The following is a 24,887-nucleotide window of genomic DNA, read 5'->3' as shown; positions in this document are numbered from 1 at the left end:
GGCCGGGGGCTCAGGCCGCCGAGGGGTCGTCGCCCGGCTCGGTGGGCGGGGTCGCGCGCTTGCCCAGCTCCACGGCGACGAACGAGGCCACGACGCCGGCGACGAGGGCGAAGACCGTCCCGCCGGCACCCCACGACTTCTTGCCGAACAGCTGGTCGACCGAGGGCCCGCCGGGGCCCGACGCCAGGGCCGCGGCCGCGGCGATCAGGACGGCGTTGTACTCGTAGCCGCCCTCGGTGACCCACGGGCCCTTGGCGAGGTGCACCTTGCGGACGGCGGTGACCATCGTGCCGACGATGCCGGCGGCGGCGAGCGGCGTCGCGGCACCGAGGGCCAGGGCGGCGCCACCGGCGGTCTCGGTGACGGCGACGAGACGGGCGTTGCGGGCGGCCGGGTGCATGCCCGTGCCGGCCATCATCTGCTCGGTGCCGGCGAGGCCGGGCCCGTCGAAGGCGCCGGTCAGCTTCTGGAGTCCGTGGCCGACGAAGAAGCCGCCGACGGTGAGGCGGAGGAGGGTGGATGCGAGGCTCATGCACCGTTCCTACCCGCTACCGCGCGCCTCCGTCCGGCGTGACGAGCGACCGGCGCCCTGCCCGTGTCAGGATCGGGGGATGCGCGCCGTTCAGTACGACCAGTTCGGGTCGGTTCCGTCCCTCGTCGACCTCCCGACGCCCCTCCCGCCCGACGACGGCGTGGTGGTCCGCGTCGCCGCGACGGGGGTCTGCCGCAGCGACTGGCACGCCTGGAAGGGCCACGACGACTCGGTCCGGCTGCCCCACGTGCCGGGTCACGAGTTCGCCGGCGTCGTGACGGCGGTGGGTCCGGCGGTCACGCGGGTCGCCGTCGGGGCACGCGTCACCGCCCCCTTCGTCTTCGCGTGCGGCACGTGCGACCAGTGCCGGGCCGGCGCCACCCAGGTGTGCACCCGTCAGCAGCAGCCCGGCTTCACCCTGCCCGGATCGTACGCCGAGTCCGTGGTCGTGCCGCACGCCGACGTGAACGTCGTCGCCCTGCCCGACGCGGTCGGCTTCGTCGAGGCGGCGGCGCTCGGCTGCCGGTTCGGCACGGCCTACCACGCCCTGCACGCCCGGGCCCGCGTCGAGGCGGGCGAGTGGGTCGCCGTGTTCGGGTGCGGCGGCGTGGGGCTCTCGGCCGTGGCCGTCGCGGTCGCCGCCGGCGCGCGCGTCGTGGCCTCCGACATCTCACCCGCCGCCCTCGAACGAGCCGCGGCGCTCGGTGCCGAGGTCGTCCCGATGGACGGGGACGCCGTCGATCGCGTGCGGGCCGTCACCGGAGGCGGTGCCCACGTCGCGCTCGACGCGTTCGGCAGCCGGGTGATGTCGGCGGCGTCGGTGGCCTCGCTCCGACCCCGTGGGCGGCACGTGCAGGTGGGCCTGCTGCTCGACGACGAGGCCGCCCCGGTCATCCCGATGGGTCGCGTCATCGCCGACGAGCTCGAGCTGCTCGGCAGCCACGGCATCTCGGTGGGCGAGTACGCCGCCATGATCGACGACGTCGTCGCGGGCCGGCTGCGGCCCCTCGAGTCCATCGGCCGCACGATCGCCTTCGACGACCTGCCCGACGCCCTGGCGGCCATGGACCGCCCGGCGGTCACCGCCGGCATGACCGTCGCCGTCTTCTGACGGTCTCGACCGGGCGAGCTCCTACGAGTAGTCCGCGCTGACCGTGCGCGCGACGCCGTCGAGCCGGACGGTGCCGCCGTGAGGGACGATCCACTGTGGTCGGGTGTGCCCGAACGGCACGCCGACGCAGACGACGGCGTCGGGGGCGTACCGCGCGACCAGCTCGACGACGACGTCGCGCTGGTCGGTGCGCCGCGCCTCCTGCGCTGCCGTGGTCGGCACGGGCGAGCCGAGGGCGCTCGCGGGCGGACGGGCGACGAGCACGCCGGCCACGGCCTCGAGGACGCCGCGCTCGCCGAGGGCGCGCACCCACCGCCCGACCTGGTCCGCGGACGGCAGCTCCTCGCTGGTCTCGAGCAGCAGCACCGTGCCCTCGAGGTCGGACGTCGCCGGCAGACGGTCGGCCATCGCGAGCTGGTCGAGGACCTCGAGGCAACCGCCCCACGTCGTGCCCTCGACGACGCGGTCGGGGCCGGCCCAGGCCCAGGGGCCGGTCGGTCGACGGTCACCGAACAGGGTCAGCGCCCCGGGGTCGTCCCACGGCACGCCGAAGTCCTCGGACTCGCCGGGGTCGGTCAGCTCGAGGACGCCGCCGTCCAGCAGGGCGGCTCGTAGGGACAGCAGGTGCACGTCGTCCACGTGGGGGCCGGGGCCGAGGTGCACCATGGTCGATCCGCCGTAGTAGCTCGGCACGCCGAGTCCCCACAGCAGGGCGTGCAGGTTCGTGTTGTCGCTGTAGCCGACGAAGGGCTTCGGGTTCGCGGCGAGGACCTCGGCGTCGACGTGGGGGACCACCGTGATCTGGTCGTCACCGCCGACGGTGGCGAGCACGGCCCGGATGGTGGGGTCGGCGAACGCGGCGGTGACGTCGGCCGCCCGGGCCTCGGCCGTCGCCCCCAGCCGCCGCGTCGTGGGGTACTCGACCGGGAGGAGCCCGGTCGTCTCGGTGAGCCGCCGCATGGCCTGCTCGTGCAGCGCCTCCGACACCGCCGGGGCCGCGAAGGCGGGGGAGAGGACCGCGACGCGGTCGCCGGCTCGTGCCTTCGGGACCGGTGCCATCGGCTGCTTCGTCATCGGGCCATCGAACCAGACGGGAGCGACGCGTCGCGGGACGGACCGCCGTGCCCCGAGAATGACTGCATGACTGCTCTCAACGGGATCGACGTCGCGGCCGAACTCCGCCAGGTGACCGAGCACTGGACGCCTCGGGTCGTCGGGCGGGTGAACGACCAGTACGTGAAGGTGGCGAAGCTGCTCGGCGAACTCGTCTGGCACGCCCACGACGCCGAGGACGAGATGTTCCTCGTCGTGTCGGGCACCCTGCGCATCCAACTGCCCGACGACGTCGAGGTGGTGCTCACCCCGGGCCAGTTCCACGTCGTGCCCCGGGGAGTGCAGCACAACCCCGTCGCCGACGACGAGGTCGAGATCGTCCTCATCGAGACCACGACGACGGCCCACACGGGTGACGTCGTCGTCGAGCGCACCGTGCCCGTCGACCGACAGGTCGGCGACTTCCGCTGACGCGGTGCAGGCGGGTCGCGACTCGGTCCGGCCCCGCTCGACCCGCACCCAGCCCGTTCGACACGGTTCGGATCAGCTCGACGCGACCTCAGGAGGCGCGGGCACGGTCCCCGAGGACGGCGCGGGCGACGCCGTCGACGGCCTCCGAGACGACGGCCTCGCGGCACCCCGACGGCTCCAGTCCGCGACGAGCGAGACGGTGTGGGCGAACTCGGCGAGGCCGGGCCGGTCCAGGAAGGCGTGACGGGTGCCCGGCAGCACGTCGTGCCGCACCTCGACCCCGGCACCGGCGAGCTCCGTGGCGAAGAGGTCGCCCGAGGCGCGCATGTTGTCCCGCTCGGCGGTCACGACGAGGGTGCGGGGGAACCCCGTCAGCGCGTGACCGCCCGGGAAGGCCAGACGCTCCTCCCGAGCCGCGGCCGACCCGGCGTAGTTGCGGTTCATCGCGTCGAGGGCCCACCGGGCGTGGCTGAGGCCGCGGTGACCCCGCGACCGGTGACGCCGCTGCGCGACCCGAGGATGCCGGGCGTGGAAGAAGCCGTAGGCGAAGACGGCGCCGACCGGAGGGCGGCCCTCGTCGATCGTGCGGAGGGTGGCCGCCGCGGCCAGGCACGCCCCCGCGCTCGCGCCTCCCACGACGACGCCCTCGGGCGACCGGTCGCCGACCTCGTCGTAGGCGGCGAGCACGTCGTCGAGCGCCGCCGGGTACCGCGCGCGCGTCGGCATCAGCCGCCGGGCGGCGACGCCGAGACCCGGGGGAGGCGCGAGACGGTAGTCCGCCGTGGCCACCCTCACCCCGCGGGCGGCGAGCGACCGCGCGACGTCGTGGGCCTCGGGTTGGTCGAGCCCCCCGCGGAAGAACCCGCCGCCGTGCAGCCACAGCAGCGTCGGTCCCGGCACCGCCGCGGACCCGGGCCACGGCTCGTACCACCGGACCGGCACGGCAGGGCTCACGTCCGGTCCGGCCCCTCGTCGGGCACGATCACCAGGTCGAGGTAGTCCTGCAGCTGCTGGACCACGTCGATGCGGTCGGGGTCGAGCAACCACTGCACCTGGATGCCGTCCCACAGGGCCACGAGCCCCGACGCCGCACGGTCGGGGTCGACCCCGGGGCGCAACCGGCCCCGCGCCTCCAGGGCTCGCAGGGCGTCGCCGTACTCGACGCGGAGACGATCGAAGCGCTCGCGGACGTACCCGCTGCCGGGGTTGTCGGCCGTGACCGCCTCGCCCGCCAACACCGCGTAGAGCGCGATCAGCCCGGGGACGCTCTCGTTGTGCCGCGCCTGCCCGAGCACGGTCTCGACGAGACCCCCGCAGTCGGGAGGTGCGGCGGAACGGTCCGAGACCGCGTCGCGTCGTTCGAGCACGGCCAGCAGCAGGGCGCTCTTCGACGGGAAGTAGTGCAACAGGCTCGTCTGGCTCATGCCGACGACGTCGGCCACGTCTCGGAGCGACCCGCCGACGTAGCCCTTCGACGAGAACACCTCGAAGGCGGCCTCGACGATCGCGACCCGGCGTTCGGCCGACTTCGCGTACGGGCCGCGACGCGCGGGACGAGCGCTGCCGGTCGGGCCGGCGGGCCGATCGTCGGAATCGCTCGTCGTCGAGCCGGTCGTCGTCATGATCGGACACTCTACGACCTCCCAGGCACCCCGCAGGTGAAAATCGAACGACCACTCGAATTTGTGTTAGCGTCGCTCTCGCCACGGCCCCACGACGAAGTGAGAGAAACAATGAGCCCGATGTCCCGACGCCAGTTGCTCGGCCTGGGGGTGACCGCCGGCGCCACCGCGATGCTCGCCGGCTGCGCCACGCCCGGGACGACCTCGGTGAACGCCCTGCCGACCATCCCGGCCGCCGACGGCCCCGTCAAGCTGCAGTACTGGGCCTGGCTGAAAGGCCTCGACCAGGTCACGGCGCTCTACAACAAGAGCCAGTCGCGCGTCCAGGTCGAGACCGTGTTCATCCCCGGCGGCAACGCCGGTGGGTACCAGAAGCTCTACTCGGCGCTCGCCGCGGGGGCGGGCCCCGACATCGCCCAGGTCGAGCTGCGGTCGCTGCCCGAGTTCCTGCTCGCGAACGGCGTCGTCGACCTCAAGCGCTACGGCGCCGAACAGTACGCCGACCTCTACGACCCCACCCTCTGGAACCAGGTCAGCTACACCGACGGCATCTACGCCATCCCCCAGGACAGCGGCCCGATGGGCATGTTCTACCAGCCCGCCGTCTTCGACTCCGTCGGTGCGGCCGTTCCCGGCACATGGGACGAGTGGGCCGCCGTCGGCGCCGAGCTCAAGGGGGCCGGCGTCCTGATGGACTCGTTCCCGCTCGCCGACGCCTCGCTCTTCGCCGCCTACGCCACCCAGGCCGGCGCCTCGTGGCTGCGTGCCGAGGACGACGGCTGGGTCATCGACATGACCGACGAGGCGACCCTCACCGTCGCCCGCTTCTTCGACAAGGCCATCGACGACGGCATCGTGACGACCGCGTACGGCGCCTACACGCCGGCCTGGTTCTCGGCCGCCAGTGCCGGCACCATCGCCTCGGTCACGACCGGCTCGTGGGGCGACGCCCTGATCGAGGGCGTCAGCGGTGCCGAGGGCAAGTGGAAGTGCGCCCCGATGCCGACGTGGCAGACCGGCTACGCCTCGAGCTTCCTCGGCGGCTCGACCGCCGCGATCCTGGCGAACAGCCAGCACCCGCAAGAGGCACTCGACTTCGCCGTGTGGATGACCACCACCCCCGAGGGCATCACCGCCCTCATCGAGTACTGCGGCATCGGCTGGTCGCCGGCCCGCGACGTCGTCGGAACGCTCCGTGAGCAGCCGAGCCCGTTCTTCAGCGGCCAGAACTACAACCAGGAGGTCTTCGTGCCCGCCACGCAGGAGTCCGCCCAGAACCAGGACTGGAGCTGGTGGCCGATCACGCAGCAGTCCTTCAACATCTTGAGCGACGGGTTCCGCGGCAAGGCGTCGGGCGGCACGCTCGTCGACGCCGTCGCGCAGGCCGAGAAGGACATCATGGCCGTCTTCCAGAACAAGGGCCTCACCATCCGCAAGGCGAACGCATGAGCGCCGCGACCGACACGCGGCCCGAGTCCGCGACCGACTCGACCCGCGCCTCCTCTGGCCCCCGTCGCAGCAGCTCGAAGGGTGCCGTCAAGCGGGCGCCGTGGGTGCTGCTCGCGCCGTTCCTGGCGCTGTTCGCGTTGACCTTCGTGATCCCGATCGTCATCGCCGTCTTCTCGAGCTTCACCAAGGTGACCCGCAGCGGCCTGTTCGGCGAGGGCGGCGTGACCAGCGGGTTCGCCGGCTTCGACAACTACGCCCAGGTGATCGGCGACCCGAACTTCGTCGCCTCGATCGGGCGCATGTTCCTGTTCGGCATCGTGCAGGTGCCGGTCATGCTGATCCTCTGCACCGTGCTCGCGCTGCTGCTCGAGTCCGCGTCGGCCAAGTGGCCGGGCGTGTTCCGCGCCGCGTACTTCCTGCCGTACGGTGTGCCCGGCGTCATCGCCACCATCCTCTGGTCGTTCCTGTACGTGCCCGGTCTCAGCCCGATCATCGACATCGGCGAGGTCTTCGGCGTCACGCCCGACTTCCTCGGCGCGAACACCGTGCTCTGGTCGATCGCGAACATCGTGACCTGGAGCTACACCGGCTACAACATGCTGATCATCATCGCCCAGCTCAAGTCGATCCCGGTCGAGCTGTACGAGGCCGCCAAGGTCGACGGCGCCTCGGCGCTGCGCGTCGCGTTCAGCATCCAGTTGCCGCTGATCCGCCCGGCCCTGCTGCTCACCGCGGTCTTCTCGATCATCGGCACGCTCCAGCTGTTCGCCGAGGCCCAGGTGCTGCAACGCGTCTCGCCGGCCATCGACAGCCAGTACACGCCGAACCTCAGCGCGTACACCACGGCCTTCGCCTACAACGACTACAACGTCGCGGCCGCCCAGTCGGTCTTGATCGCCCTCGTCGCGTTCGCGCTGTCGATCACGTTCCTCAGCATCACGAACAGGAAGCAGAAATGAGCATCTCGACGAAGGGTGCCGAGCACGCCACCGAGACCGAGTCCATCGTGACCGCGCAGGGGCGGGGGCGAGGGGCCGACAAGCCCGCGAGCCGCCGCGCCCGCAGCGCCGGCCCCGACCGGTCCGCCGGACGCTCGAAGGCGTCCACCATCATCGTCACGGCCGTCCTGGTCGTCGTCGCGCTGTACTTCCTGGTGCCGGTCTACTGGGTCGTCGTCGCGGCGACCAAGACGACCCCCGACCTGTTCGGCACGTTCGGCTTCTGGTTCGCCCCGACCTTCTCCCTCTGGGACAACCTCGGCCAGGTGCTCACCTACGGTGACGGCATCTTCGTCCGCTGGGTGCTCAACTCGGTGCTGTACGCCGGCGTCGGCGCCCTCATCGCGACGTACTTCGCCGCGGCCGGCGGCTACGCCCTCGCCAAGTACGAGTTCCGCGGGCGCAACGTCGTCTTCGGCACGATCCTCGGCGGCGTGCTGGTGCCCGGCACCGCGACGGCCCTGCCGCTCTTCCTGCTGTTCAGCCAGATGGGCATCGCCAACACCTACTGGAGCGTCCTGCTGCCGTCGCTCGTGTCGCCGTTCGGGCTGTTCCTCTGCCGCATCTACGCCCAGGCCACGGTCGACACGTCGCTCATGGAGGCCGCCCGCCTCGACGGCGCCAGCGAGCTGCGCATCTTCCACACCCTGGGGCTGCGCATCCTCACCCCGGCGCTCGTCACGGTGTTCCTGTTCCAGCTCGTGGGCATCTGGAACAACTACTTCCTGCCCCTGGTCATGCTGAGCGACGTCGACAAGTTCCCCGTCACGCTCGGCCTCAACAACTGGCTCAGCCAGACCGACCGACTGCCCGAGTTCTACCAGCTGACGACCGGCGGCGTGCTGCTGTCGATCATCCCGCTGGTCATCGCCATGGTCGTCCTCCAGCGCTTCTGGCGCGGCGGCCTCACCGAAGGAAGCGTCAAGTGACCATCAGCTCCACCACCGGCTCCACCCCGTCCGTCGTCTCCGCCGACTACCTCACCGACACCGGCCCGGGCCAGGGTGCGCGCACCCCCGCACGCTCCTGGCTGCACACCGACGCCCCGACCCTGTCGCTCGACGGCACCTGGTCGTTCCGCCTGCTGCCCGGCGCCCCCGGCACCCTCGGCGGCCGCGGCGTCCTGCCCGTGGGCGAGCCCGTCGACGGCGTCGGCGCGATCGACCTCGACGACTCGTCCTGGGGCGACATCGAGGTGCCGTCGCACTGGGTGCTCGGCGGCGACGGCTCGCGCGGTGCCCCGATCTACACCAACGTGCAGTTCCCGTTCCCGACCGAGCCGCCGTTCGTGCCCGACGCGAACCCGACCGGCGACCACCGCCGCACCTTCGAGCTGCCGTCGTCCTTCGACGGTGCCGAGCGCGTGCTGCTGCGCTTCGACGGCGTCGAGTCGCGCTACGTCGTGTGGCTGAACGGCGTCGAGGTCGGCATGGGCGTCGGCAGCCGCCTCGCCCAGGAGTTCGACGTCACGGACGCCCTGCGCCCCGGCACGAACGTCGTCGCGGTGCGCGTGCACCAGTGGTCGGCGTCGAGCTACGTCGAGGACCAGGACCAGTGGTGGCTGCCCGGCATCTTCCGCAGCGTCACGCTGCAGGCCCGCCCGGTCGGCGGCCTCGACGACGTCTGGCTGCGGACGCCGTTCCACGGCACGGCCGGCCAGGCCCGAGGAGGCGCGGCGATCGTCCCCGAGGTCACCGCGGCCGACGCTGCCTACCCGGTCACCCTCTCGGTGCCCGAGCTCGGCGTCGAGGTGACCTGGGCCACCCCGGCCGACGTCGCCCCCGTCGAGCTCGACGAGGTCGAGCCGTGGAGCGCCGAGACGCCGCGCCTCTACGACGCCACGGTCTCGAGCGCCGAGGGTGCCGAGACGATCTCGCTGCGCCTGGGCTTCCGCACCGTCCGCATCGTCGGCGACCAGTTCGAGGTCAACGGCCGACGCGTGGTGTTCCACGGCGTCAACCGCCACGAGACCCACCCCGACCGCGGACGCGTCTTCGACGAGGAGTGGTCGCGCCGCGACCTCGCCCAGATGAAGCGGTTCAACGTGAACGCGATCCGCACCTCGCACTACCCGCCGCACCCGCGCCTCCTCGACCTCGCGGACGAGCTGGGCTTCTGGGTCGTCCTCGAGTGCGACCTCGAGACCCACGCCTTCGAGCGCCAGGAGTGGATCGGCAACCCGAGCGACGACCCGGCCTGGCACGACGCGTACGTCGACCGCATGGTCCGCACCGTCGAGCGCGACAAGAACCACCCCAGCATCGTGATGTGGTCGCTCGGCAACGAGTCGGGCACCGGCCACAACCTCGCCGCGATGGCCGCGTGGACGCACGCCCGCGACGGCGGCCGACCGGTCCACTACGAGGGCGACTACACGGGCGCCTACACCGACGTGTACTCGCGCATGTACTCGTGGATCGACGAGACCCGGGCCATCGGCTCGGGCGACGAGTCGTTCACACTGCTCGGCTGCACCCCGGCCGAGGCCGCCCGTCAGCGGTCGAAGCCGTTCGTGCTCTGCGAGTACGTCCACGCGATGGGCAACGGCCCCGGTGCGATCGACGACTACGAGGACCTCGTGGACGCCTACCCGCGCCTCCACGGCGGCTTCGTCTGGGAGTGGCGCGACCACGGCCTCCGCACGCACACGGCGGACGGCGTCGAGTACTTCGGCTACGGTGGCGACTTCGGCGAGGTCGTCCACGACGGCAACTTCGTCATGGACGGCATGGTGCTGAGCGACGACACCCCGTCGCCCGGCCTGTTCGAGTGGGCCCAGGTCGTGGCCCCGATCCGCCTGCGCTTCGAGTCGCCCACGGTCGACGGCCCGCCGGTGCTCGTCGTGGCGAACCTGCGGCACTCGGCCGACGCCTCCGACGTCGTCTTCCGGTGGGTCGCGTCCCACGACGGCGAGGAGGCGCGCTCGGGCACCCTCGACGTGGTCGGCCTCGACGGGGGCGCCCTCGCCGCCCACGAGACGGTCTTCGTCTCGCTGCCCGAGGTGCCGCTGTCGGGCACCGGCGAGACCTGGCTGACGGTCATCGCCGAGCTCGCCGACGCCACGGTGTGGGCGGACGCCGGTCACGTGATCTCGACCCAGCAGCTCGACCTCACGCCGGCACCGGTGCAGGTCGCGACGCCCCGCCCCGCGGTCGTGGGCGACGGGCGCGGCCACGTGACCCGCGCCTCCTCGGGGCGCGTCGAGCTCGGCCCGGCCGTCTTCGACGACGGGCGACTCGTGTCGCTCGCCGGGCGTCCGGTCGACGGGGCCCGCCTCGAGCTGTGGCGCGCCCCGACCGACAACGACCGTGGCGAGTGGCTGACGCCCAAGGACCGCGACCGTGACGTCATGCGCAACCGGCACCGCGTCGACCTGTACGAGGTCGGCGTGCTGCCCAGCTCGCAGGACACCTGGCTGCTCGCCGGGCTCGACCGGTTGACCGCCCGCGTCGAGTCGGTGAGCGTCGCACCGGGCTCGGTGCACGTCCGCACCCGCTACGCCGCGGCCGACACGCGCAACGCCGTGACGACCGACGAACGGTGGCAGCTGGTCGGCGGCGACCTCTGGTTGTCGATCGACATCGTGCCGACCGGCTGGTGGGACATGGTCTGGCCTCGCGTCGGCGTGCGCTTCGACCTGCCGGGCGACGTCGACCACGCGTCGTGGTTCGGCACGGGGCCGCGCGAGTCGTACCCCGACAGCCGCCACTCGGCCTTCGTCGGGCGCTACGAGTCCGGCGTCGACGAGCTGTCCGCCGGGTACGCCCGTCCGCAGGAGACGGGGCACCGCAGTGACCTGCGGACGCTCGACCTCGGGTCCGCCGACCGGCCGTGGCTGCGCGTCGAGGCGGTGCCGAGCGCGACGGGCGAACGCCCCGGCTTCACGCTGAGCCGCCACACTGCCCAGCAGCTCGGCGTGGCCGAGCACCCGCACGAGCTGCCCGTGAGCGAGCGCACGTACCTGTACCTCGACGCCGCGCAGCACGGCGTGGGGTCGCGGGCGTGCGGTCCGGACGTGGCGTCGCGGCACGTGCTGCGGCCGGGCGCCCACCAGCTGCGCCTGAAGATCAGCGGGCTGTAGCAGGCCGCCGCCGCCGCCGAGGACGGGCGGGTCCGCGTCGACCGGGCGTCTCACGACGCCCGGTCCGGCCGGACCCGCCCGTCCTGCACGTCGGCGTCTCGGGTGCCGCCGCCCCGGTGTGCTGCCGGGGCGGTCGCTCGCTCAGACGGCGCGACGAGTGGCGCGCACGACCACGTCGGCGACGTGCCAGACGTCACCGTCGGGCCCCGTCATGTCGCGCGGTCGCACCTCGGCGACGTCGACCTGCCACGTGCCCGGGTCGAGCCTGCCGACCACCTCGTCGACGGTGAACAGCATGCCCGGGTCGCCGTGTCGGCCGGCCCCGCCCGGCAGGGCGTCCGCGTCGTGCCCGACGATCAGCAGCGTGCCGCCCGGTGCCACGCCCTCGGCCAGCGCCGGGAAGAGCCGCTGACGGTCGGCGAGCGGCAGGTGCATGAAGTGCGCCGTGACCAGGTCGAAGGAGGCGCGGGCCGGGCTCCACGACGTGAGGTCCGCCTGCTGCCACGTCAGCTGCGCGGGGTCGACGCCGTCCCGCTCGGGGGCCGAGGCGGCCGCCTTGTCGAGGGCGTTCTGCGAGATGTCGACACCGGTGACCCGCCAGCCCCGCGAGGCCAGCCAGAGGGCGTCGCCGCCCTCGCCGCTGCCCACGTCGAGGGCATGCCCCGGGGTCAGCGCGGACGCCTCCGCGACGAGAGCCGCGTTGGGTCGACCGCTCCAGGCCCGACCGGGCGCACCGTAGCGGTCCTCCCAGTAGGCGCGGTCGAAGACGGGGTGGGCGGGCGCGCCGTCGTGTTCGGGCGCGTGCTCGTGCTGCTGCTCGGACTGGTTCATGCGTCGATCCTCTCGTCGGTGTGCTCGTCGGCGTGCTCGTCCGTGCCGGCGTCCGCGCGCCGGGCGGCGACGGCCGCCGCGACCTCGGCCGTGACGAGGTCCATGTTGATCGCCGCGCCCGCCATCGTGCCCGCGGCGGCGGCCGCGACGACCTGTGCCATCGGCTCGGTGACGTTGCCGGCGAGCCAGACGCCGGGCACGGCCGACCGACCGGTGAGCGGTTCGACCGTGGCGAGGTGGGTGCCGACGCCGGCCGGGTGCTCGGTCGCCTCGAGGCCCAGGTCGGCCACGAAGTCGGCTCGCGACCGCACGCGGGCCATCACGGCCAGGGCGCCGACGGCGACGGTCCGCCCGTCGACGAGCGTCACGCCGGTCAGGGCGTCGTCGTCGACCTGCAGTCCGGCCACCGGTCCGTCGACCACCGTGACGCCCCGGGCGCGCAACTGCTCGGCCTGTTCGTCGTCGGGCGTGAACGACCCGTTCGTGAACAGCACGATGTCGCGGCTCCACTGCCCGAAGAGCAGGGCCTGGTGCATCGCGAAGGGGCTCGTGGCGAGCACGCCGATGACGCGGTCCTGCACCTCCCACCCGTGGCAGTAGGGGCAGTGCACGACGTCGCGGCCCCAGCGCTCGGCGAGCCCGTCGACGGCGGGCAGCTCGTCGACCAGGCCGCTGGTCACGAGGAGGCGCCGGGCGCGCACCTCGGACGCGGCACCGTCCACGCCGGTGACGGTGACGACGAAAGGGTGCTCGGCGTGGTCGTCGCGTCGGACGGCGGTCACGGTGCCCGAGGTGACCGCGCCTCCGTAGCCCTCCACCTCGGCCCGGCCGAGCCGCGTGAGCTCGCGCGGTGCGACGCCGTCTCGGGTGAGGAACGCGTGGACCCCGTCGGCGGGCGCGTTGCGGGGCCGGTCGTCGTCGACGACGAGGACGTCGCGGCGGGCTCGGGCGAGGCTCAGGGCACCGCTCAGGCCCGCGGCGCCGCCGCCGATCACGACGACGTCGTGAGCCTCGTCGGTCGGGTGGGTGTTCTGGTTCGTCATGATGTGACCTCCTGTGACGATCCTGCGACCGGGTGGGTCCGACTGGCAAGCTCGTTTGCCGAAGTGGCAAGATGCCCTACATGAGCCACCCCACCGACGCCTCGACCGGCGACACCATGAGCACCGACGACGTCCTGGCGGCGGTCGGCCCGCGCCTCCGGGCCCTTCGGGCACGTCGCGGCGTGACGCTGGCCGAGCTGGGGGAGCGCACCGGCATCTCGGTCAGCACCCTCTCGCGGCTCGAGTCGGGTCAGCGACGGCCGACGCTCGAACAGTTGCTGCCGCTCGCCCGCGAGCACGGGGTGCCCCTCGACGACCTGGTCGGCGCGCCCGAGACCGGTGACCCTCGCGTGCACCTCAAGCCGCGGCAGCAGCACGGCATGACCGTCGTGCCGCTCTCGCGCGGGGGCGGGGCGATCCAGGCGTTCAAGATGGTGATCCCGGCCGACTCGCCGCGGAGCGAACCCGTGCTCCGTACCCACGAGGGCTACGACTGGCTCTACGTGCTGCGGGGGCGCGTGCGGCTCGTGCTCGGCGACCTCGACCTCGTGCTGCCCGCGGGCGAGGCGGCCGAGTTCGACACGCGCACGCCGCACTGGTTCGGCCGGGCCGACGACGACGCGGTCGAGGTGCTCAGCCTGTTCGGCAGGCAGGGCGAGCGGCTGCACCTGCGCACCGCCCCCGGCTCGTCCGCCGGCTGACCGACGTCGTCGGTGCCGTTCCCGGGCGGGTTCGTCGGAGGCGGGCGTCCCCGACGGCCCGGGGCCGCCGAACACGCCCGCCCTCCGTGTCACGACGTCCGGCTCGCCCGGGTGGGGCGTCCCGGGGTGTCGGTGGCGCCTCCTAGGCTCGTGGCGGGCGTCCAGGCCGCGCCCCGACAGGAGGAGTCCGCGTGTACCTCGACGACGACCGGGTGGTCACCAGCCCGTCCGACCTGACGACCTGGGCCGCCTGCGAGTGGTCGTTCCTGCGGCGGCTCGACGCGAAGCTCGGCCGGGTCGAGGCCGTCGCCGACGCCTCCGACGACATGCTCGACCGCACCGCCCGGCTCGGCGACGCGCACGAGTTGCGCTACCTCGAGACCCTGCGGGCGACCCGCGACGTCGTCGAGTTCGACCGCCCGGCCCCGTCCGGCTACGCGGCGGCCGCCGAGGAGGCGCGGCTCGCGATGGCCTCCGGGGCCGACGTCCTGTTCCAGGCGACGTTCTTCGACGGATCGTTCATCGGCTTCAGCGACTTCGTGGTCCGCACCGACGCCGGCACGTACGAGGTCTACGACACCAAGCTGGCCCGGCACGCCAAGATCCCCGCCCTGTTGCAGGTGGCCGCCTACACCGACCAGATCCGGGCGCTCGGGCTGCCCTCGGCCGACACCGTCCGGCTCGTGCTCGGCGACGGCAGCGAGAGCGTGCACGACGTCGCCGACGTGCTGCCGGTCTACCGCGTCCAGCGCGACCGGTTGCGGGCCGCCCTCGACGACCGGCTCGCCGCCGACGGGCCACTGGCCTGGGGCGACCCGGGCGTCACGGCCTGCGGGCGCTGTGCGGCGTGCCAGGCGCAGGTCGACGAGCACCGAGACCTCGTGCTCGTGGCCGGCCTGCGGGGCGAGCAGCGACAACGGCTGCACCTGGCCGGCGTCGGCACGATCGACGAGTTGGCGGGGTCGACCGGCCCGGTCGCCGGCATCGGTGCGACGGCCCTGACGCGACTGAGGGGCCAGGCCAGGGTGCAGCTCGCGACCGAGCGCGACCCGTCGGGTCCACCGGCGGTCGAGGTCGTCGACGCCGCGGCGCTCCGCACCCTCCCACGCCCCGACTCCGGCGACGTCTTCTTCGACTTCGAGGGCGACCCGCTCTACACCGAGGGCGACGGTCGGGCGTGGGGGCTCGACTACCTCTTCGGGCTGGTCGAGGCCGACGGCACCTTCCGTGCCTTCTGGGGCCACGACTTCGCGGGCGAGCGGCAGGCGCTGGTCGACTTCCTCGACTACCTCGCCGAGCGTCGTCGACGCTTCCCCGACCTGCACGTGTACCACTACGCCTCGTACGAGCGCAGCCACCTGCTCTCGCTCGCCGCCCGGCACGGCGTCGGCGAAGACGTGGTCGACGACCTGCTGCGCGACGGCGTGCTCGTCGATCTCTACCCGGTGGTGCGTCAGGCGCTGCTGGTCGGCTCGCGCAGCTACTCGCTCAAGAAGCTCGAGCCGCTCTACATGGGTGACGACCTGCGGCAGAGCGACGTCACGACGGCCGCCGCCAGCATCACGATGTACGTCGACGCGATCGCCGAGCGCACCACGGGCGACCCCGCGCGCGGCGACCGGATGCTCGACGAGGTCCGCGACTACAACGAGTACGACTGCCGGTCGACCCTGCGGTTGCGCGACTGGCTGCTCGACCTCGCCGAGAGCCACGGCTCGCTCGCCGACGAGTCCGACGGGCCGACCGCGCCCGACCCGCTCGAGCTGGCCCGGGTGCCGCGCGAACCGAACCCGGTCGCCGTCGGCCTCGCGGCGCACGTGGCCGACGTCGACCCGCTCGACCGCACCGCCGACGAGACCGCGATCGCCCTCGCGGCGTCGGCCATCGACTACCACCGCCGCGAGGCCAAGACGTTCTGGCAAGAGCACTTCGACCGCCTGCGCAACCCGGTCGACGACTGGGCCGACACCCGCGACGTGTTCGTCGTCGAGACGGCCTCGGTCGAGCGCGAGTGGCAGAAGCTGCCCCGGGCCCGCAAGCTCAGTCGCGAGGTGCGGTTGCGCGGACGGCTGGCCCCCGGCAGCCGCCTCGCCGAAGGAGGCGCGCCGTACGCCGTCTACGACGCCCCCGTGCCGTCCGGGGTCGCCTCGCTCGGCCCGGGGCTCCGTGGTGCCGTCGGGTCGACCGTCGTCGAGGCCGGCCCGAACGGCGACCGGCACGAGGTCGTGCTGCTCGAGCGCGTCTCGGGCGACGACGACCGGCACGACGCGTTCCCGGTCGCGCTGACGCCCGCCGCGCCTCCCCGGGCCACCCCGCAGCCCGAGGCGATCGCCGAATGGGGCGGGCGGGTGCTCGACGCCCTGCCCGAGATGCTGGCCGACCCGGCGTTCGACCTGCTGCGGCGGCAGCCCCCGCGCCTCCGGTCGGGCGGCGGGCCCGCGCCCGTGGTCGGGCACGACACCGTCTCGGCCGTCGTCGAGACCCTGCTCGACCTCGACCGGTCCTACCTGGCCGTGCAGGGCCCGCCCGGCACGGGCAAGACCTACGTCGGCTCGCGGGTCATCGCCCGGCTGGTGCGGGAGCACGGCTGGCGGGTCGGCGTCGTCGGGCAGTCGCACGCGGTCGTCGAGAACGTGCTGCGGGCGGCGATCTCGGCGGGGGTCGACCCCGAGCGGGTCGGCAAGGTGCCGAAGTCCGGCACGACCGTCGAGCAGGCCGATGAGCAGCCGTGGCGAGCCGTGAAGTCCGGCGGCGAGGCCGCCTTCCTGGCCGAGGCCGACGGCGGGGCGGGCGGTGCCGGCGCCGACGGCGGCGGGCAGGCCGTCGGGGCCGTGTTCGGGGCGACCGCCTGGGGGTTCGCGAACGCCGACAAGGTGGCGCGCGCCTCCCTCGACCTGCTGGTCGTCGACGAGGCCGGGCAGTTCTCGCTCGCCTCGACCGTCGCCGCCTCGGTCGCGGCGACCCGCCTGCTGTTGCTCGGCGACCCGCAGCAGCTGCCGCAGGTCAGCCAGGGCAGCCACCCCGAGCCGGTCGACGAGTCGGCCCTCGGCTGGCTGGCGGACGGCCACGACGTGCTGCCGGCCGAGCACGGCTACTTCCTCGCCACCACGTGGCGCATGCACCCGGCGTTGTGCGCCCCGGTCAGCGAGCTGTCGTACGGCGGCGCGCTGACCGCCCACGCGAACGACCGCCGACTCGACGGCCTCGCGCCCGGGCTGCACGTCGAGCCCGTGACGCACGTCGGCAACACCACCTCGTCGGTCGAAGAGGCCCGAGCGGTGGTCGAGATCGTGCGTTCGGTGGTCGGCCTCGAGTGGTCCGACGGCGACGGCACGAGGTCGCTCACCCCGGCCGACGTGATCGTCGTCGCGCCCTACAACGCCCACGGGGCGGTCCTGCGCGACCACCTCGACGCGGCCGGGTTCGACGCGACCCCCGTCGGCACCGTCGACCTGTTCCAGGGGCAAGAGGCGGTTGTGGCCGTGGTGTCGCTGGCCGCGTCGAGTGCGGCGGACATCCCGCGCGGCCTGGACTTCCTGCTGATGCCCAACCGGCTCAACGTGGCGCTGTCACGGGCGAAGTGGGCGGCGTTCCTGGTGCACTCGCCGTCGCTCGCGACGGGGCTGCCCACCTCGATCGCGGGGCTCGGCCTGCTCAGCGGCTTCCTGCGGCTGACGGGCCAGGGGCAGCCGGTCGCCGACCCGTCGGTCGCCGACCCGCCGGTCGCCCGGGGCTGACGTCCGAGTCGCGGTCGACGGGTCAGCGGGTCGGTCGTCGCGTCAGCACCTCGGCGCCGTCGTCCGTGATGGCGATCGTGTGCTCGCTGTGCGCGGTGCGGCAGCCGGTCACGCTGCGAAGGGTCCACCCGTCGGCGTCGGTGACCAGCTGGTCGGTGTCGGTCATGACCCAGGGCTCGAGGGCGAGCAGCAGGCCGGGTCGCAGCCGGTAGCCGCGGCCGGGGCGTCCGGTGTTCGAGACGTGCGGGTCCTGGTGCATGGTCGAGCCGATGCCGTGGCCGCCGAACTCGACGTTGATCGGGTAGCCCGCTTCCGACAGCACGCTGCCGATGGCGTGCGAGAGGTCGCCGATGCGCGCCCCGGGCCCGGCTGCCGCGATGCCGGCCTCGAGGGCCCGCTCGGTCGTCTCGATCAGGCGGACGCTCTCGGGCGGCCGGGACTCGCCCACGACGAAGCTCACCGCCGAGTCGGCCGCGACACCGTCGAGCACGACGGCGAGGTCGAGCGTCAGCAGGTCGCCGTCGACGAGGCGGCGGTCGTGCGGCAGCCCGTGCAGGACGGCGTCGTTCACGGCGGTGCAGACGTAGTGCCCGAAGGGGCCGCGCCCGAACGAGGGCGCGTAGTCGACGTAGCACGAGACGGCGCCGGCCTCGTCGATCATCGTCTTCGTCCACGAGTCGACGTCGAGCAGGTTCGTGCCGACGGTCACCCGGTCGCGGAGCGTCTGCAAGATGGTGCCGACGAGCGCGCCGGTCGCCCGGGCCCGCTCGACCTCCGACTCGTTCAGGATCTCGATCATGGGTGTGCCGCCGTTCTCGTGCCGAAGATCATCCCGGTAAAGGTATCCCACGAGGCGCCTCGGCGCACTACGCTCGGGCCATGGTCCGTCTGCCGCTCACCCCTGCCGAGATCGACCGCGGTCGCCGCCTCGGGGTGTTGTTGCGGGGCGCGCGCGGGCCTCGGCCGATGTTGCAGGTCGCCCTCGACGCCGGGCTGTCGCCCGAGACGCTGCGCAAGATCGAGACCGGCCGCGTGGCGACGCCGGCGTTCTCGACCATCGCGGCGATCGCCACCGTGGTCGGCCTGTCGCTCGACGAGGTCTGGGCCGAGATTACCCGCGACGAGGGCGGGGGAGCAGCCGGCGGGCCGTCCGTCGTCGACGCGGCCCGCGCCTCGTGAGCCCTCACCGGGCGCCCCCGAGGAGGCGCGGTGTCAGGCCCGGGGACGCGCCAGCGACCCGAGGTCGAGCCGGCTCGACGCCTCGCGCCAGACGGCGTCGGCCAGCTCGTCGGTCGAGCGGTCGGCGTCGAGGGTGACGACGACCTCGTCGGCGCGCTCGATCGCCTCGGCGTACCGCGCGCGGGCGGCCCGGAGGCGCTCGTCGACCTCGAACCGGTCGGTGGTCGTCCGGCCGCTGGCGAGGCGCACGAGCGCCACCTCGGGCGAGACGTCGAGGTAGATCGTCAGGTCGGGCAGCATGAGGCCGGTGCTGATCGAGTTCGACGAGGCGATCCAGTCGCCGCCCACGTCGGACGCCTGGTACGCCTGCGACGAGAGGTGGTACCGGTCGCAGATCACGGTCGTGCCGCGCTCGACGATGCCGAGCATGCCGTCGTGGGCGTTGGTGATGTGGTCGAGCCGGTCGGCGACGAACAGCGAGGCGATGACGCGGTCGTCGAGGTCGACGCGACGGTTGAAGCCGTTGCGGATGAGCGTGCCCACGGGGCCGTTCGTCGGCTCGGCCGTCTGGTGCACGGGCACGCCGGCGTCGCCGAGGCGGGCGGCCAGCAGCCGCGCTTGCGTCGACTTGCCCGACCCGTCGATGCCCTCGAACACGATGAACGCCCCACGGGCTGCCTGATCGGTCACCCGACGAGCCTACCGAGCGTCGTGCCCGCCGACCGACCCGGCGTGACGGGCGAGCGTGCTCGTCACGACGGCCCGAGGAGGCGCGGTGAGGTCCCCGATCCCGCCCTCGACGTTTCCGGTCAGCACACGGTGGTGATCAGTGCAGGGTGCGCGGTCACCGGTGAACGGTGCGGGGCTCAGTGGTGACGACGTGAGTCGTGGCGCTGCCCTCCGCGCCTGCAGTGACCGGATCGACCGCCGGCCTCGGCTCGTGCTCGCCCCGGTGACGTCTACCGACTCACCGCGCGGGTCAGTTCTGCAGCTCGGCCTCCCAGTTGGTCTTCTGGATCTCGACGTCGAGCTCGCGCAGTTCGCGGGCGACGACGTCGGCGCGGTCGCGCAGCTCGGCCACCGGCAGGGCCGAGAACATCCGGAGTTCACTGCGCAGCTGTCGGTAGCCGCCCGAGGCGCCGCGGGCGGCGTCGGAAGCGGTGACGAGCAGGGCGTGGGTGCCGCGCAGGGTTTCGCGGCGGGCCAGGGCCGCGGTCATCGTGTCACCGCCCGGCAGGGTCGTGCGGGCGTTGGTGAGGTTGATGCGGACGACGAGCGACTCGAGCGTGGCCAGGGTCTCGACGGCCTGTGCGAGCAGCGCGGCGGCGTCCTCGGTGGGCTCCTCGCCCTCTTGGTAGCGCGCGTTCGCGGTGACGCGGTCGCGCAGCTGGTCGACCCGACGCTGGGCGTCCGATCGCTGCAGGAGGGCTTCGGCGAGCTTCATGGTGAGAAAGCCTACGCAGGTCGGGAGCGCCGTGCGCCGTTCGTCTGCGAGGCGCCCGCTTGTCGGTCGTTCATCGGGCCACCTTCTCGAGCCCGTCTCGGCCGGCTGAGGCCAAGCGGCGTCAGGCCTGCGGATTCGCGTATGCCTGTCCCGCAAAAATGCCCGGTGATGGGGGTCTAAACGCTACAGTCGGATGCTCATCGGCTACGCCCGCGTCTCGACCTCGGGACAAGATCTCGCAGCACAACGTGACGGCCTGAAGTCGCTCGGTGTTGACGATCGTCACGTGCATGTTGACCACGGCCTGTCGGGCACAACTCGAGCACGTCCCGGCCTCCGCGAAGCCCTGGCTGCGTGCCGTACCGGCGACGTCCTCGTCGTCACGAAGCTCGACCGTCTGGCCCGGTCGCTGCGAGACGCGACCGACATCGCCGACGAGCTCACGAAGAAGGGCGTCGCATTGAACCTTGGGGGAGCAATCTACGACCCCACCGACCCCGTCGGCCGGCTCCTCTTCAACGTCCTCGGCATGGTGGCCGAATTCGAGGCCGACCTCATCCGCGCCCGAACCCGAGAGGGCATGGCGATCGCAAAGGCCGCCGGTAAGCTCCGCGGCCGCAAACCAAAGCTCACCCCCTCGCAAGAGAAGTACCTGGTGCAGCTGCACCGCACCGGCGCCCACACGACCAGCGAGATCGCCGAGCTCTTCGGCGTTGCCCGCTCGACTGTCTATCGAGCCATCCAGCGAGCGGGGTGACCTACGCCTGAGTGGGTTCCAGCTGTGGCTTGGGCCCAAGTGGGCTACCGGATTTGACGCCAAATCACTATTTGGTGCATGTCTACGTATTCTTGAGGCATGATCACCAGCGGTGTTGACCCTCGCAGTGTCTTCGTAATCCACGGGAGGAACGAGGCTGCGAGAAAAGGGCTCTTTGAGTACCTTCGGGCCATTGGTCTGCTCCCCATCGAATGGTCCGAAGCTTTGGCCATGACCGGAAGCGCTTCTCCCTACATCGGAGACGTCCTAGATGCGGCGTTCGAACGGGCGCAGGCCGTAATCGTGCTTCAAACACCCGACGATGTGGCGCACCTTCACGAATCGCTGACCTACCCAGGGGACCCGGAGACGGCCCCGCAGATGCAACCGCGACCGAACGTGCTTTACGAGGCTGGCATGGCCATGGGACGAAACCCAGATCGGACGCTCATTGTCGAGCTCGGACAGGTCAAAGTTTTCAGCGACATCCATGGCCGCCACAGCGTGCGGCTCGACAACTCAGTAGCGAAGAGGCAAGACCTCGCTAACCGTCTTCTGACGGCAGGGTGCGACGTTCGCATGCGGGGCACTGATTGGCACGAGGCGGGTGATCTAACCCCGCCCGGTCCGCCTGGAAACGGGCTACCGCTAGGGCGCAAGTTGCCTTCTTCCGAGACTTCCGGGCTGCCGCGACTGTCGGCTCGCTTGCTTGAACGAGGCGGAAATAAGTTTGCAGACGTCATCGTGACTAATCAGGGTCCCGGCTCGGTCTACGACCTGACGGCCGCCGCTTCGGAGGACGACGACACTCTCCGAACGTCTGATGAGCTGCCAGTTCCCGAGTTGCCCGTCGGCAAGTCAGTTCGAGTTCTCCAGCGCATGCCCGCGTCCTTCAGTCAGGTTCAGCGCTCCTACTTCACTGTCAAACTGCGTGCCCGAACGGCTGACGGAGTTCCAATCGAGCAAGACGAGTTTGTGAGTGGGGACTAGTGAGTATTCGGATTTCAATTCCTTTGGACAACGACGGCTTCATGCGCAGGGAATGCCCCAACTGCTTGAAGCAGTTCAAATGGCACGACGGGCCCGCAAATGAGGATGCTGAACATCAACCTTCGGCGTCTGCTTACTACTGCCCGTTCTGTGGCCAGCCTGCTGGACTTGACCAGTGGTGGACGACTGAGCAAGTCGAATACACCAGGAGCATGGCAGCGCCTGCCGCGATGCAATCTATCGACGATGAGCTGTCAAAAGCCTTCCGCGGGCTAAACAGCAAGCACGTCAAGGTCACGAAGAAGGGGAGTTTCGACAGGCCTGCGGAACCTGATCCCATGGTTGAGCCGGACGACATGATTATTCTCGCGTCCCCTTGTCACGCTTGGGAGCCGATCAAGGTCCCAGATGAGACCCAAGCTCCCGTTCACTGCCTAGTGTGCGGTCAGGCTTTCGCTTTCTAGGCGTGTCCGCCCGATAGCCGATGGTGGAGCGGTCATGAGGCGGACATGGCTGCGGCTTCGGAAGCGTGACGTGTCCAGGGTCAAAACGGAGGACCGTTGATTGTCCAGTCAACGGCTTCAATGAGAGTTGCTGTGATGTAAACCACCGGGACCGTGAGCAGCCCGGTGAAGAGCGAGGCAGCGGCCCAGCCTCGGCGGCTTCTCTTCCTGAGTCCACTAGCACGCCAGGCGATGGCCGCGCCGGTAGCTCCGAGTGCCGGCGGTCCTATGAGCAGCCATCCGAAGGAAGCGTGATCGCCAGCTGTGGCTGAGTAGACGAACGGGAACACGACCGCCGCAATCATGAGCGCGATCGTCAGCAGGGGGATGCGTCGTGCAGTGTGGTCGCCCGTGGTCGGACCTGATTCATCCACGTAGGGCCGTTCTGTCGAGGTGCAGGCTAGGACTCCAGTCCTTGACCCTACGGCTCGGGCTGGTACGCGTCGTCGGGAACGAGCGACTGTCTCGATAGCCGATCGCTGGCCGAACGATTTCTATCTGCCAGCCTCGACTGCGCGGTGCGTTCGGTAGCTCAGGCCGTAGGCAAGTGCCAGACCTGCGACAAGAAGCGTGGCCACGGACTGGCTTAGCTGAGCCCACCAGGCCACATCCCTTACGACTAGGGAAAGAACGAGGGAGAAAGCTGCCAGGGTGCCCCAGAACACGGCCGCCTTGGCGCATCGCTTGGCTGGGCCAGCTTGTAACCACCAGCTCTTCTTTGTCATGACTTCACCCTAGAGACCCCTCGTGTTGCGCGTTCCAGCGAGTCATACGCCTGCGTCCGTTAGACGATCGTTCACCGAGATCAGTTTCGGACTGAGCAATCGAGACAGCCACATCAGCGCAGCTCCGGGGGAGGGAGCGAGGTGCGGCAACGTTCGGTAGCCGATCGTTCATCGAGACGCGTGCTCTCGGGAGCAATCGCGTACGGTGCGTGCTGTGAGCAACCACTTCAGCAGGGCCGACGCGCCAAGAGGACGGCCCTGGCTCGTGTGGGCGCTAACTGTTCCCTTCGCCGTCGTGCTGTGCGGCATGGCGTCGTTGGTCGCTATGGGTCTCGACGAAGCACGTAGCTTCGGTTGGCCCGGACCAATCGACAGCGACCTCGATGTCGCGCGAATGAACAGGGACGAAGCGCTTGGCGGAGCGATGATGCTCGGCGGTTCGGCTGTCCTGCTCGTGCTCATTTTTTTGGTGGCGCTGGGCGCTCGTGCATGGCGGCGAAGTCGTCCGTTCAGGTACTGGTTCTGGCCGATGACACTTGTCCTGATAGCAGTGACCTTTCCCCTCGCGCTCATCCGTTGAGAGCAGCTTCCCGCTCTCTGGTCGTCTCGATGGACGATCGGCTAACGAGACGAGTTGTGCTGCTTTCGCGCAGCGAGGGAGAACATCATCGGTACGCGTTCGTTGCCGTCGGCAAGCGCGTAACCAGCTGGCGTCTTGACGAGGTTGGGGATGGGCTCCCATGGCATGGCGGTGTATTCGTGGAAAGCCTCGATTTGAAGCCCCGCAGCCAAAATTGAGGTGAAGATGTCGTCCAGGGAGTGCGGCCACTCGTACGTGGTTCGGTTCGTGAGAAGGGTGTCGCTCGCGTACGTGGTCCCGGAGTCGAATCGTTGGGCTTCGCCCGCTCCAAAGTATGGCTCGGTGACGACGAGGGCGTTGTCTTCTCGGTCGTATTGGAGGGTCATGACCATGGGGTGTGCCTCATAGAGGAAGAACAGCCCGCCCGGTTTAAGGAGCCGTTCGACCGCGCGCGCCCACGTTGCGAGGTCCGGAAGCCACGCGAGGACCCCGACGGTCGTGTAGACAACGTCGAATTGCCGGCCGAGCTGATCGGGGGCGTCTTCGTTGGATGTTTGGACGAAGGACGCATCGACGCCGGCCCGAGCAGCAAGCGAGGTGGCTGCTGCGATCGCGTCACCGGAGAAGTCGGTGCCGACGACTCGTGCCCCGAGCCTGGCGAGACTGATCGAGTCAACCCCGATGTGGCATTGAAGGTGCACGACGTCGAGCCCGGTGAGCGACCCGTCCGGGAGGTGGGGGGCCATGACCTTGGCTTCGAACATGACGCGGTTGGCGGAGGGGTCGTCGGCGAACTCAACCGCCTTGTAGGCGATGAGGTGATCTGAAACTCGTTCGTCCCAGTTAGCCCGGTTGGTCTCGATCTGGTCATGAGTGGACACGGCAACCCCCTAGTGAATGAGCAAAGCCGACCAGGTTCGCAGAACGCTCCGCGGGCCGCAACACGTGCACGGGCGAGGAACGGAAGGTCCGTCCCGGTAGCCGATCGGTCAGCGGGCGCGGCGGCGATCCAGCAGCTTCTGCAACCAGTTGCGCTCGCCCTCCGAGCGCGTGACTCCGATGTAGTCAAGAAAGCCGCGC

At 71.2% G+C, this 24,887-nt stretch carries 22 protein-coding genes; 12 read left to right on the top strand and 10 right to left on the bottom strand.

The genetic code is table 11. The annotated features are described in order from the left end of the window. Nucleotides 1-10 precede the first annotated feature (10 nt). Entirely contained in the window at nt 11-532 is a 522-nt protein-coding gene (locus tag AC3CCI_RS00785; protein WP_354594663.1) for a DoxX family protein, read from the bottom strand. Between the two features lie 79 nt (nt 533-611). On the opposite strand from AC3CCI_RS00785, the gene AC3CCI_RS00780 reads away from it, so the two are divergent. Continuing rightward, the gene (locus tag AC3CCI_RS00780; protein WP_488627796.1) at nt 612-1,643 is read left to right on the top strand and encodes an alcohol dehydrogenase catalytic domain-containing protein; all 1,032 of its coding nucleotides are present in this window, start codon (nt 612-614) and stop codon (nt 1,641-1,643) included. Nucleotides 1,644-1,664: 21 nt separating this feature from the next. Here AC3CCI_RS00780 and AC3CCI_RS00775 read toward each other — a convergent pair whose 3' ends face one another. Then, nucleotides 1,665-2,717 carry a S66 family peptidase gene (locus AC3CCI_RS00775; protein ID WP_488627795.1) on the bottom strand — a complete coding sequence of 351 codons (1,053 nt, stop codon included), beginning with the start codon at nt 2,715-2,717 and terminating at the stop codon, nt 1,665-1,667. 66 nt (nt 2,718-2,783) lie between these two features. Between AC3CCI_RS00775 and AC3CCI_RS00770 the strand changes: the two genes are divergently transcribed. Continuing rightward, nucleotides 2,784-3,167: a cupin domain-containing protein gene (locus tag AC3CCI_RS00770; protein WP_488627794.1), complete on the top strand. Its 384-nt coding sequence runs from the start codon at nt 2,784-2,786 to the stop codon at nt 3,165-3,167. Nucleotides 3,168-3,239: 72 nt separating this feature from the next. Here AC3CCI_RS00770 and AC3CCI_RS00765 read toward each other — a convergent pair whose 3' ends face one another. Both AC3CCI_RS00765 and AC3CCI_RS00760 read right to left on the bottom strand, forming a co-directional pair. Then, nucleotides 3,240-4,121: an alpha/beta hydrolase fold domain-containing protein gene (locus tag AC3CCI_RS00765; RefSeq protein WP_488627793.1), complete on the bottom strand. Its 882-nt coding sequence runs from the start codon at nt 4,119-4,121 to the stop codon at nt 3,240-3,242. Next, nucleotides 4,118-4,789: a TetR family transcriptional regulator gene (locus AC3CCI_RS00760; protein WP_488627792.1), complete on the bottom strand. Its 672-nt coding sequence runs from the start codon at nt 4,787-4,789 to the stop codon at nt 4,118-4,120. Before AC3CCI_RS00760 ends, AC3CCI_RS00765 begins: the two co-directional genes overlap by 4 nt. Before the next feature lie 111 nt (nt 4,790-4,900). On the opposite strand from AC3CCI_RS00760, the gene AC3CCI_RS00755 reads away from it, so the two are divergent. Genes AC3CCI_RS00755 through AC3CCI_RS00740 form a run of 4 tightly spaced genes read left to right on the top strand, consistent with a single transcriptional unit; the run spans nt 4,901 to nt 11,317 of the window. Then, nucleotides 4,901-6,238 carry an extracellular solute-binding protein gene (locus AC3CCI_RS00755; protein ID WP_488627791.1) on the top strand — a complete coding sequence of 446 codons (1,338 nt, stop codon included), beginning with the start codon at nt 4,901-4,903 and terminating at the stop codon, nt 6,236-6,238. Beyond that, entirely contained in the window at nt 6,235-7,197 is a 963-nt protein-coding gene (locus tag AC3CCI_RS00750; protein WP_354594670.1) for a carbohydrate ABC transporter permease, read from the top strand. The genes AC3CCI_RS00755 and AC3CCI_RS00750 overlap by 4 nt, the downstream gene beginning before the upstream one ends. After that, nucleotides 7,194-8,165 carry a carbohydrate ABC transporter permease gene (locus AC3CCI_RS00745; protein WP_354594671.1) on the top strand — a complete coding sequence of 324 codons (972 nt, stop codon included), beginning with the start codon at nt 7,194-7,196 and terminating at the stop codon, nt 8,163-8,165. The genes AC3CCI_RS00750 and AC3CCI_RS00745 overlap by 4 nt, the downstream gene beginning before the upstream one ends. Next, nucleotides 8,162-11,317, top strand: a complete 3,156-nt coding sequence (locus AC3CCI_RS00740; protein WP_488627790.1) for a glycoside hydrolase family 2 TIM barrel-domain containing protein — start codon at nt 8,162-8,164, stop codon at nt 11,315-11,317. Before AC3CCI_RS00745 ends, AC3CCI_RS00740 begins: the two co-directional genes overlap by 4 nt. 141 nt (nt 11,318-11,458) lie before the next feature. Here AC3CCI_RS00740 and AC3CCI_RS00735 read toward each other — a convergent pair whose 3' ends face one another. Continuing rightward, the gene (locus tag AC3CCI_RS00735; protein ID WP_488627789.1) at nt 11,459-12,148 is read right to left on the bottom strand and encodes a class I SAM-dependent methyltransferase; all 690 of its coding nucleotides are present in this window, start codon (nt 12,146-12,148) and stop codon (nt 11,459-11,461) included. Next, nucleotides 12,145-13,191, bottom strand: a complete 1,047-nt coding sequence (locus AC3CCI_RS00730) for an NAD(P)/FAD-dependent oxidoreductase (RefSeq protein ID WP_488627788.1) — start codon at nt 13,189-13,191, stop codon at nt 12,145-12,147. Before AC3CCI_RS00730 ends, AC3CCI_RS00735 begins: the two co-directional genes overlap by 4 nt. A gap of 80 nt (nt 13,192-13,271) precedes the next feature. Between AC3CCI_RS00730 and AC3CCI_RS00725 the strand changes: the two genes are divergently transcribed. Continuing rightward, the gene (locus tag AC3CCI_RS00725) at nt 13,272-13,892 is read left to right on the top strand and encodes a helix-turn-helix domain-containing protein (RefSeq protein WP_488627787.1); all 621 of its coding nucleotides are present in this window, start codon (nt 13,272-13,274) and stop codon (nt 13,890-13,892) included. A gap of 191 nt (nt 13,893-14,083) precedes the next feature. Continuing rightward, a complete protein-coding gene (locus AC3CCI_RS00720) occupies nt 14,084-17,629 on the top strand; it encodes a TM0106 family RecB-like putative nuclease (RefSeq protein ID WP_488627786.1) in 3,546 nt (1,181 codons plus the stop codon). 22 nt (nt 17,630-17,651) lie between these two features. On the opposite strand, the gene map is transcribed toward AC3CCI_RS00720, so the two are convergent. Then, the gene (gene map, locus AC3CCI_RS00715) at nt 17,652-18,428 is read right to left on the bottom strand and encodes a type I methionyl aminopeptidase (protein ID WP_488627785.1); all 777 of its coding nucleotides are present in this window, start codon (nt 18,426-18,428) and stop codon (nt 17,652-17,654) included. Between the two features lie 80 nt (nt 18,429-18,508). Here map and AC3CCI_RS00710 point away from each other — a divergent pair, with 80 nt between their 5' ends. Further along, complete coding sequence (locus tag AC3CCI_RS00710) at nt 18,509-18,808, top strand: helix-turn-helix transcriptional regulator (RefSeq protein ID WP_354594678.1); 300 nt, start codon at nt 18,509-18,511, stop codon at nt 18,806-18,808. Nucleotides 18,809-18,841: 33 nt separating this feature from the next. Here the strand turns inward: AC3CCI_RS00710 and tmk are convergent, their stop codons facing one another. Together tmk and AC3CCI_RS00700 are read right to left on the bottom strand one after the other, a co-directional pair. Beyond that, nucleotides 18,842-19,498, bottom strand: coding sequence for a dTMP kinase (gene tmk / locus AC3CCI_RS00705; protein WP_488627784.1), 657 nt, complete (start codon nt 19,496-19,498; stop codon nt 18,842-18,844). Between the two features lie 289 nt (nt 19,499-19,787). After that, complete coding sequence (locus AC3CCI_RS00700; RefSeq protein ID WP_488627783.1) at nt 19,788-20,252, bottom strand: DIP1984 family protein; 465 nt, start codon at nt 20,250-20,252, stop codon at nt 19,788-19,790. Between the two features lie 193 nt (nt 20,253-20,445). On the opposite strand from AC3CCI_RS00700, the gene AC3CCI_RS00695 reads away from it, so the two are divergent. The 3 genes from AC3CCI_RS00695 to AC3CCI_RS00685 all read left to right on the top strand — a co-directional run bounded on the left by AC3CCI_RS00695 (nt 20,446) and on the right by AC3CCI_RS00685 (nt 23,807). After that, entirely contained in the window at nt 20,446-21,009 is a 564-nt protein-coding gene (locus AC3CCI_RS00695; protein WP_488627782.1) for a recombinase family protein, read from the top strand. 99 nt (nt 21,010-21,108) lie between these two features. Further along, nucleotides 21,109-21,999 carry a TIR domain-containing protein gene (locus AC3CCI_RS00690; protein ID WP_488627781.1) on the top strand — a complete coding sequence of 297 codons (891 nt, stop codon included), beginning with the start codon at nt 21,109-21,111 and terminating at the stop codon, nt 21,997-21,999. A gap of 1,442 nt (nt 22,000-23,441) precedes the next feature. Beyond that, nucleotides 23,442-23,807, top strand: a complete 366-nt coding sequence (locus tag AC3CCI_RS00685; RefSeq protein WP_488627780.1) for a hypothetical protein — start codon at nt 23,442-23,444, stop codon at nt 23,805-23,807. 41 nt (nt 23,808-23,848) lie between these two features. On the opposite strand, the gene AC3CCI_RS00680 is transcribed toward AC3CCI_RS00685, so the two are convergent. Next, the gene (locus AC3CCI_RS00680) at nt 23,849-24,688 is read right to left on the bottom strand and encodes a class I SAM-dependent methyltransferase (RefSeq protein ID WP_488627779.1); all 840 of its coding nucleotides are present in this window, start codon (nt 24,686-24,688) and stop codon (nt 23,849-23,851) included. Between the last annotated feature and the right edge of the window lie 199 nt (nt 24,689-24,887).

It is taken from the genome of Frigoribacterium sp. CF331 (assembly GCF_057787905.1).
The sequence above is the reverse complement of the archived record's forward strand: the minus strand, read 5'-3'. Positions and strand labels throughout refer to the sequence as shown.

Coding starts and splice junctions, on each gene's coding strand:
- AC3CCI_RS00785 (WP_354594663.1), bottom strand. CDS start 532: ATGAGCCTCGCATCCACCCTCCTCCGCCTCACCGTCGGCGGCTTCTTC.
- AC3CCI_RS00690 (WP_488627781.1), top strand. CDS start 21,109: ATGATCACCAGCGGTGTTGACCCTCGCAGTGTCTTCGTAATCCACGGG.
- AC3CCI_RS00775 (WP_488627795.1), bottom strand. CDS start 2,717: ATGACGAAGCAGCCGATGGCACCGGTCCCGAAGGCACGAGCCGGCGAC.
- AC3CCI_RS00750 (WP_354594670.1), top strand. CDS start 6,235: ATGAGCGCCGCGACCGACACGCGGCCCGAGTCCGCGACCGACTCGACC.
- AC3CCI_RS00755 (WP_488627791.1), top strand. CDS start 4,901: ATGAGCCCGATGTCCCGACGCCAGTTGCTCGGCCTGGGGGTGACCGCC.
- AC3CCI_RS00725 (WP_488627787.1), top strand. CDS start 13,272: ATGAGCCACCCCACCGACGCCTCGACCGGCGACACCATGAGCACCGAC.
- AC3CCI_RS00760 (WP_488627792.1), bottom strand. CDS start 4,789: ATGACGACGACCGGCTCGACGACGAGCGATTCCGACGATCGGCCCGCC.
- AC3CCI_RS00735 (WP_488627789.1), bottom strand. CDS start 12,148: ATGAACCAGTCCGAGCAGCAGCACGAGCACGCGCCCGAACACGACGGC.
- AC3CCI_RS00770 (WP_488627794.1), top strand. CDS start 2,784: ATGACTGCTCTCAACGGGATCGACGTCGCGGCCGAACTCCGCCAGGTG.
- AC3CCI_RS00730 (WP_488627788.1), bottom strand. CDS start 13,191: ATGACGAACCAGAACACCCACCCGACCGACGAGGCTCACGACGTCGTC.
- AC3CCI_RS00780 (WP_488627796.1), top strand. CDS start 612: ATGCGCGCCGTTCAGTACGACCAGTTCGGGTCGGTTCCGTCCCTCGTC.
- AC3CCI_RS00745 (WP_354594671.1), top strand. CDS start 7,194: ATGAGCATCTCGACGAAGGGTGCCGAGCACGCCACCGAGACCGAGTCC.
- AC3CCI_RS00700 (WP_488627783.1), bottom strand. CDS start 20,252: ATGAAGCTCGCCGAAGCCCTCCTGCAGCGATCGGACGCCCAGCGTCGG.
- AC3CCI_RS00710 (WP_354594678.1), top strand. CDS start 18,509: ATGGTCCGTCTGCCGCTCACCCCTGCCGAGATCGACCGCGGTCGCCGC.
- AC3CCI_RS00695 (WP_488627782.1), top strand. CDS start 20,446: ATGCTCATCGGCTACGCCCGCGTCTCGACCTCGGGACAAGATCTCGCA.
- map (WP_488627785.1), bottom strand. CDS start 18,428: ATGATCGAGATCCTGAACGAGTCGGAGGTCGAGCGGGCCCGGGCGACC.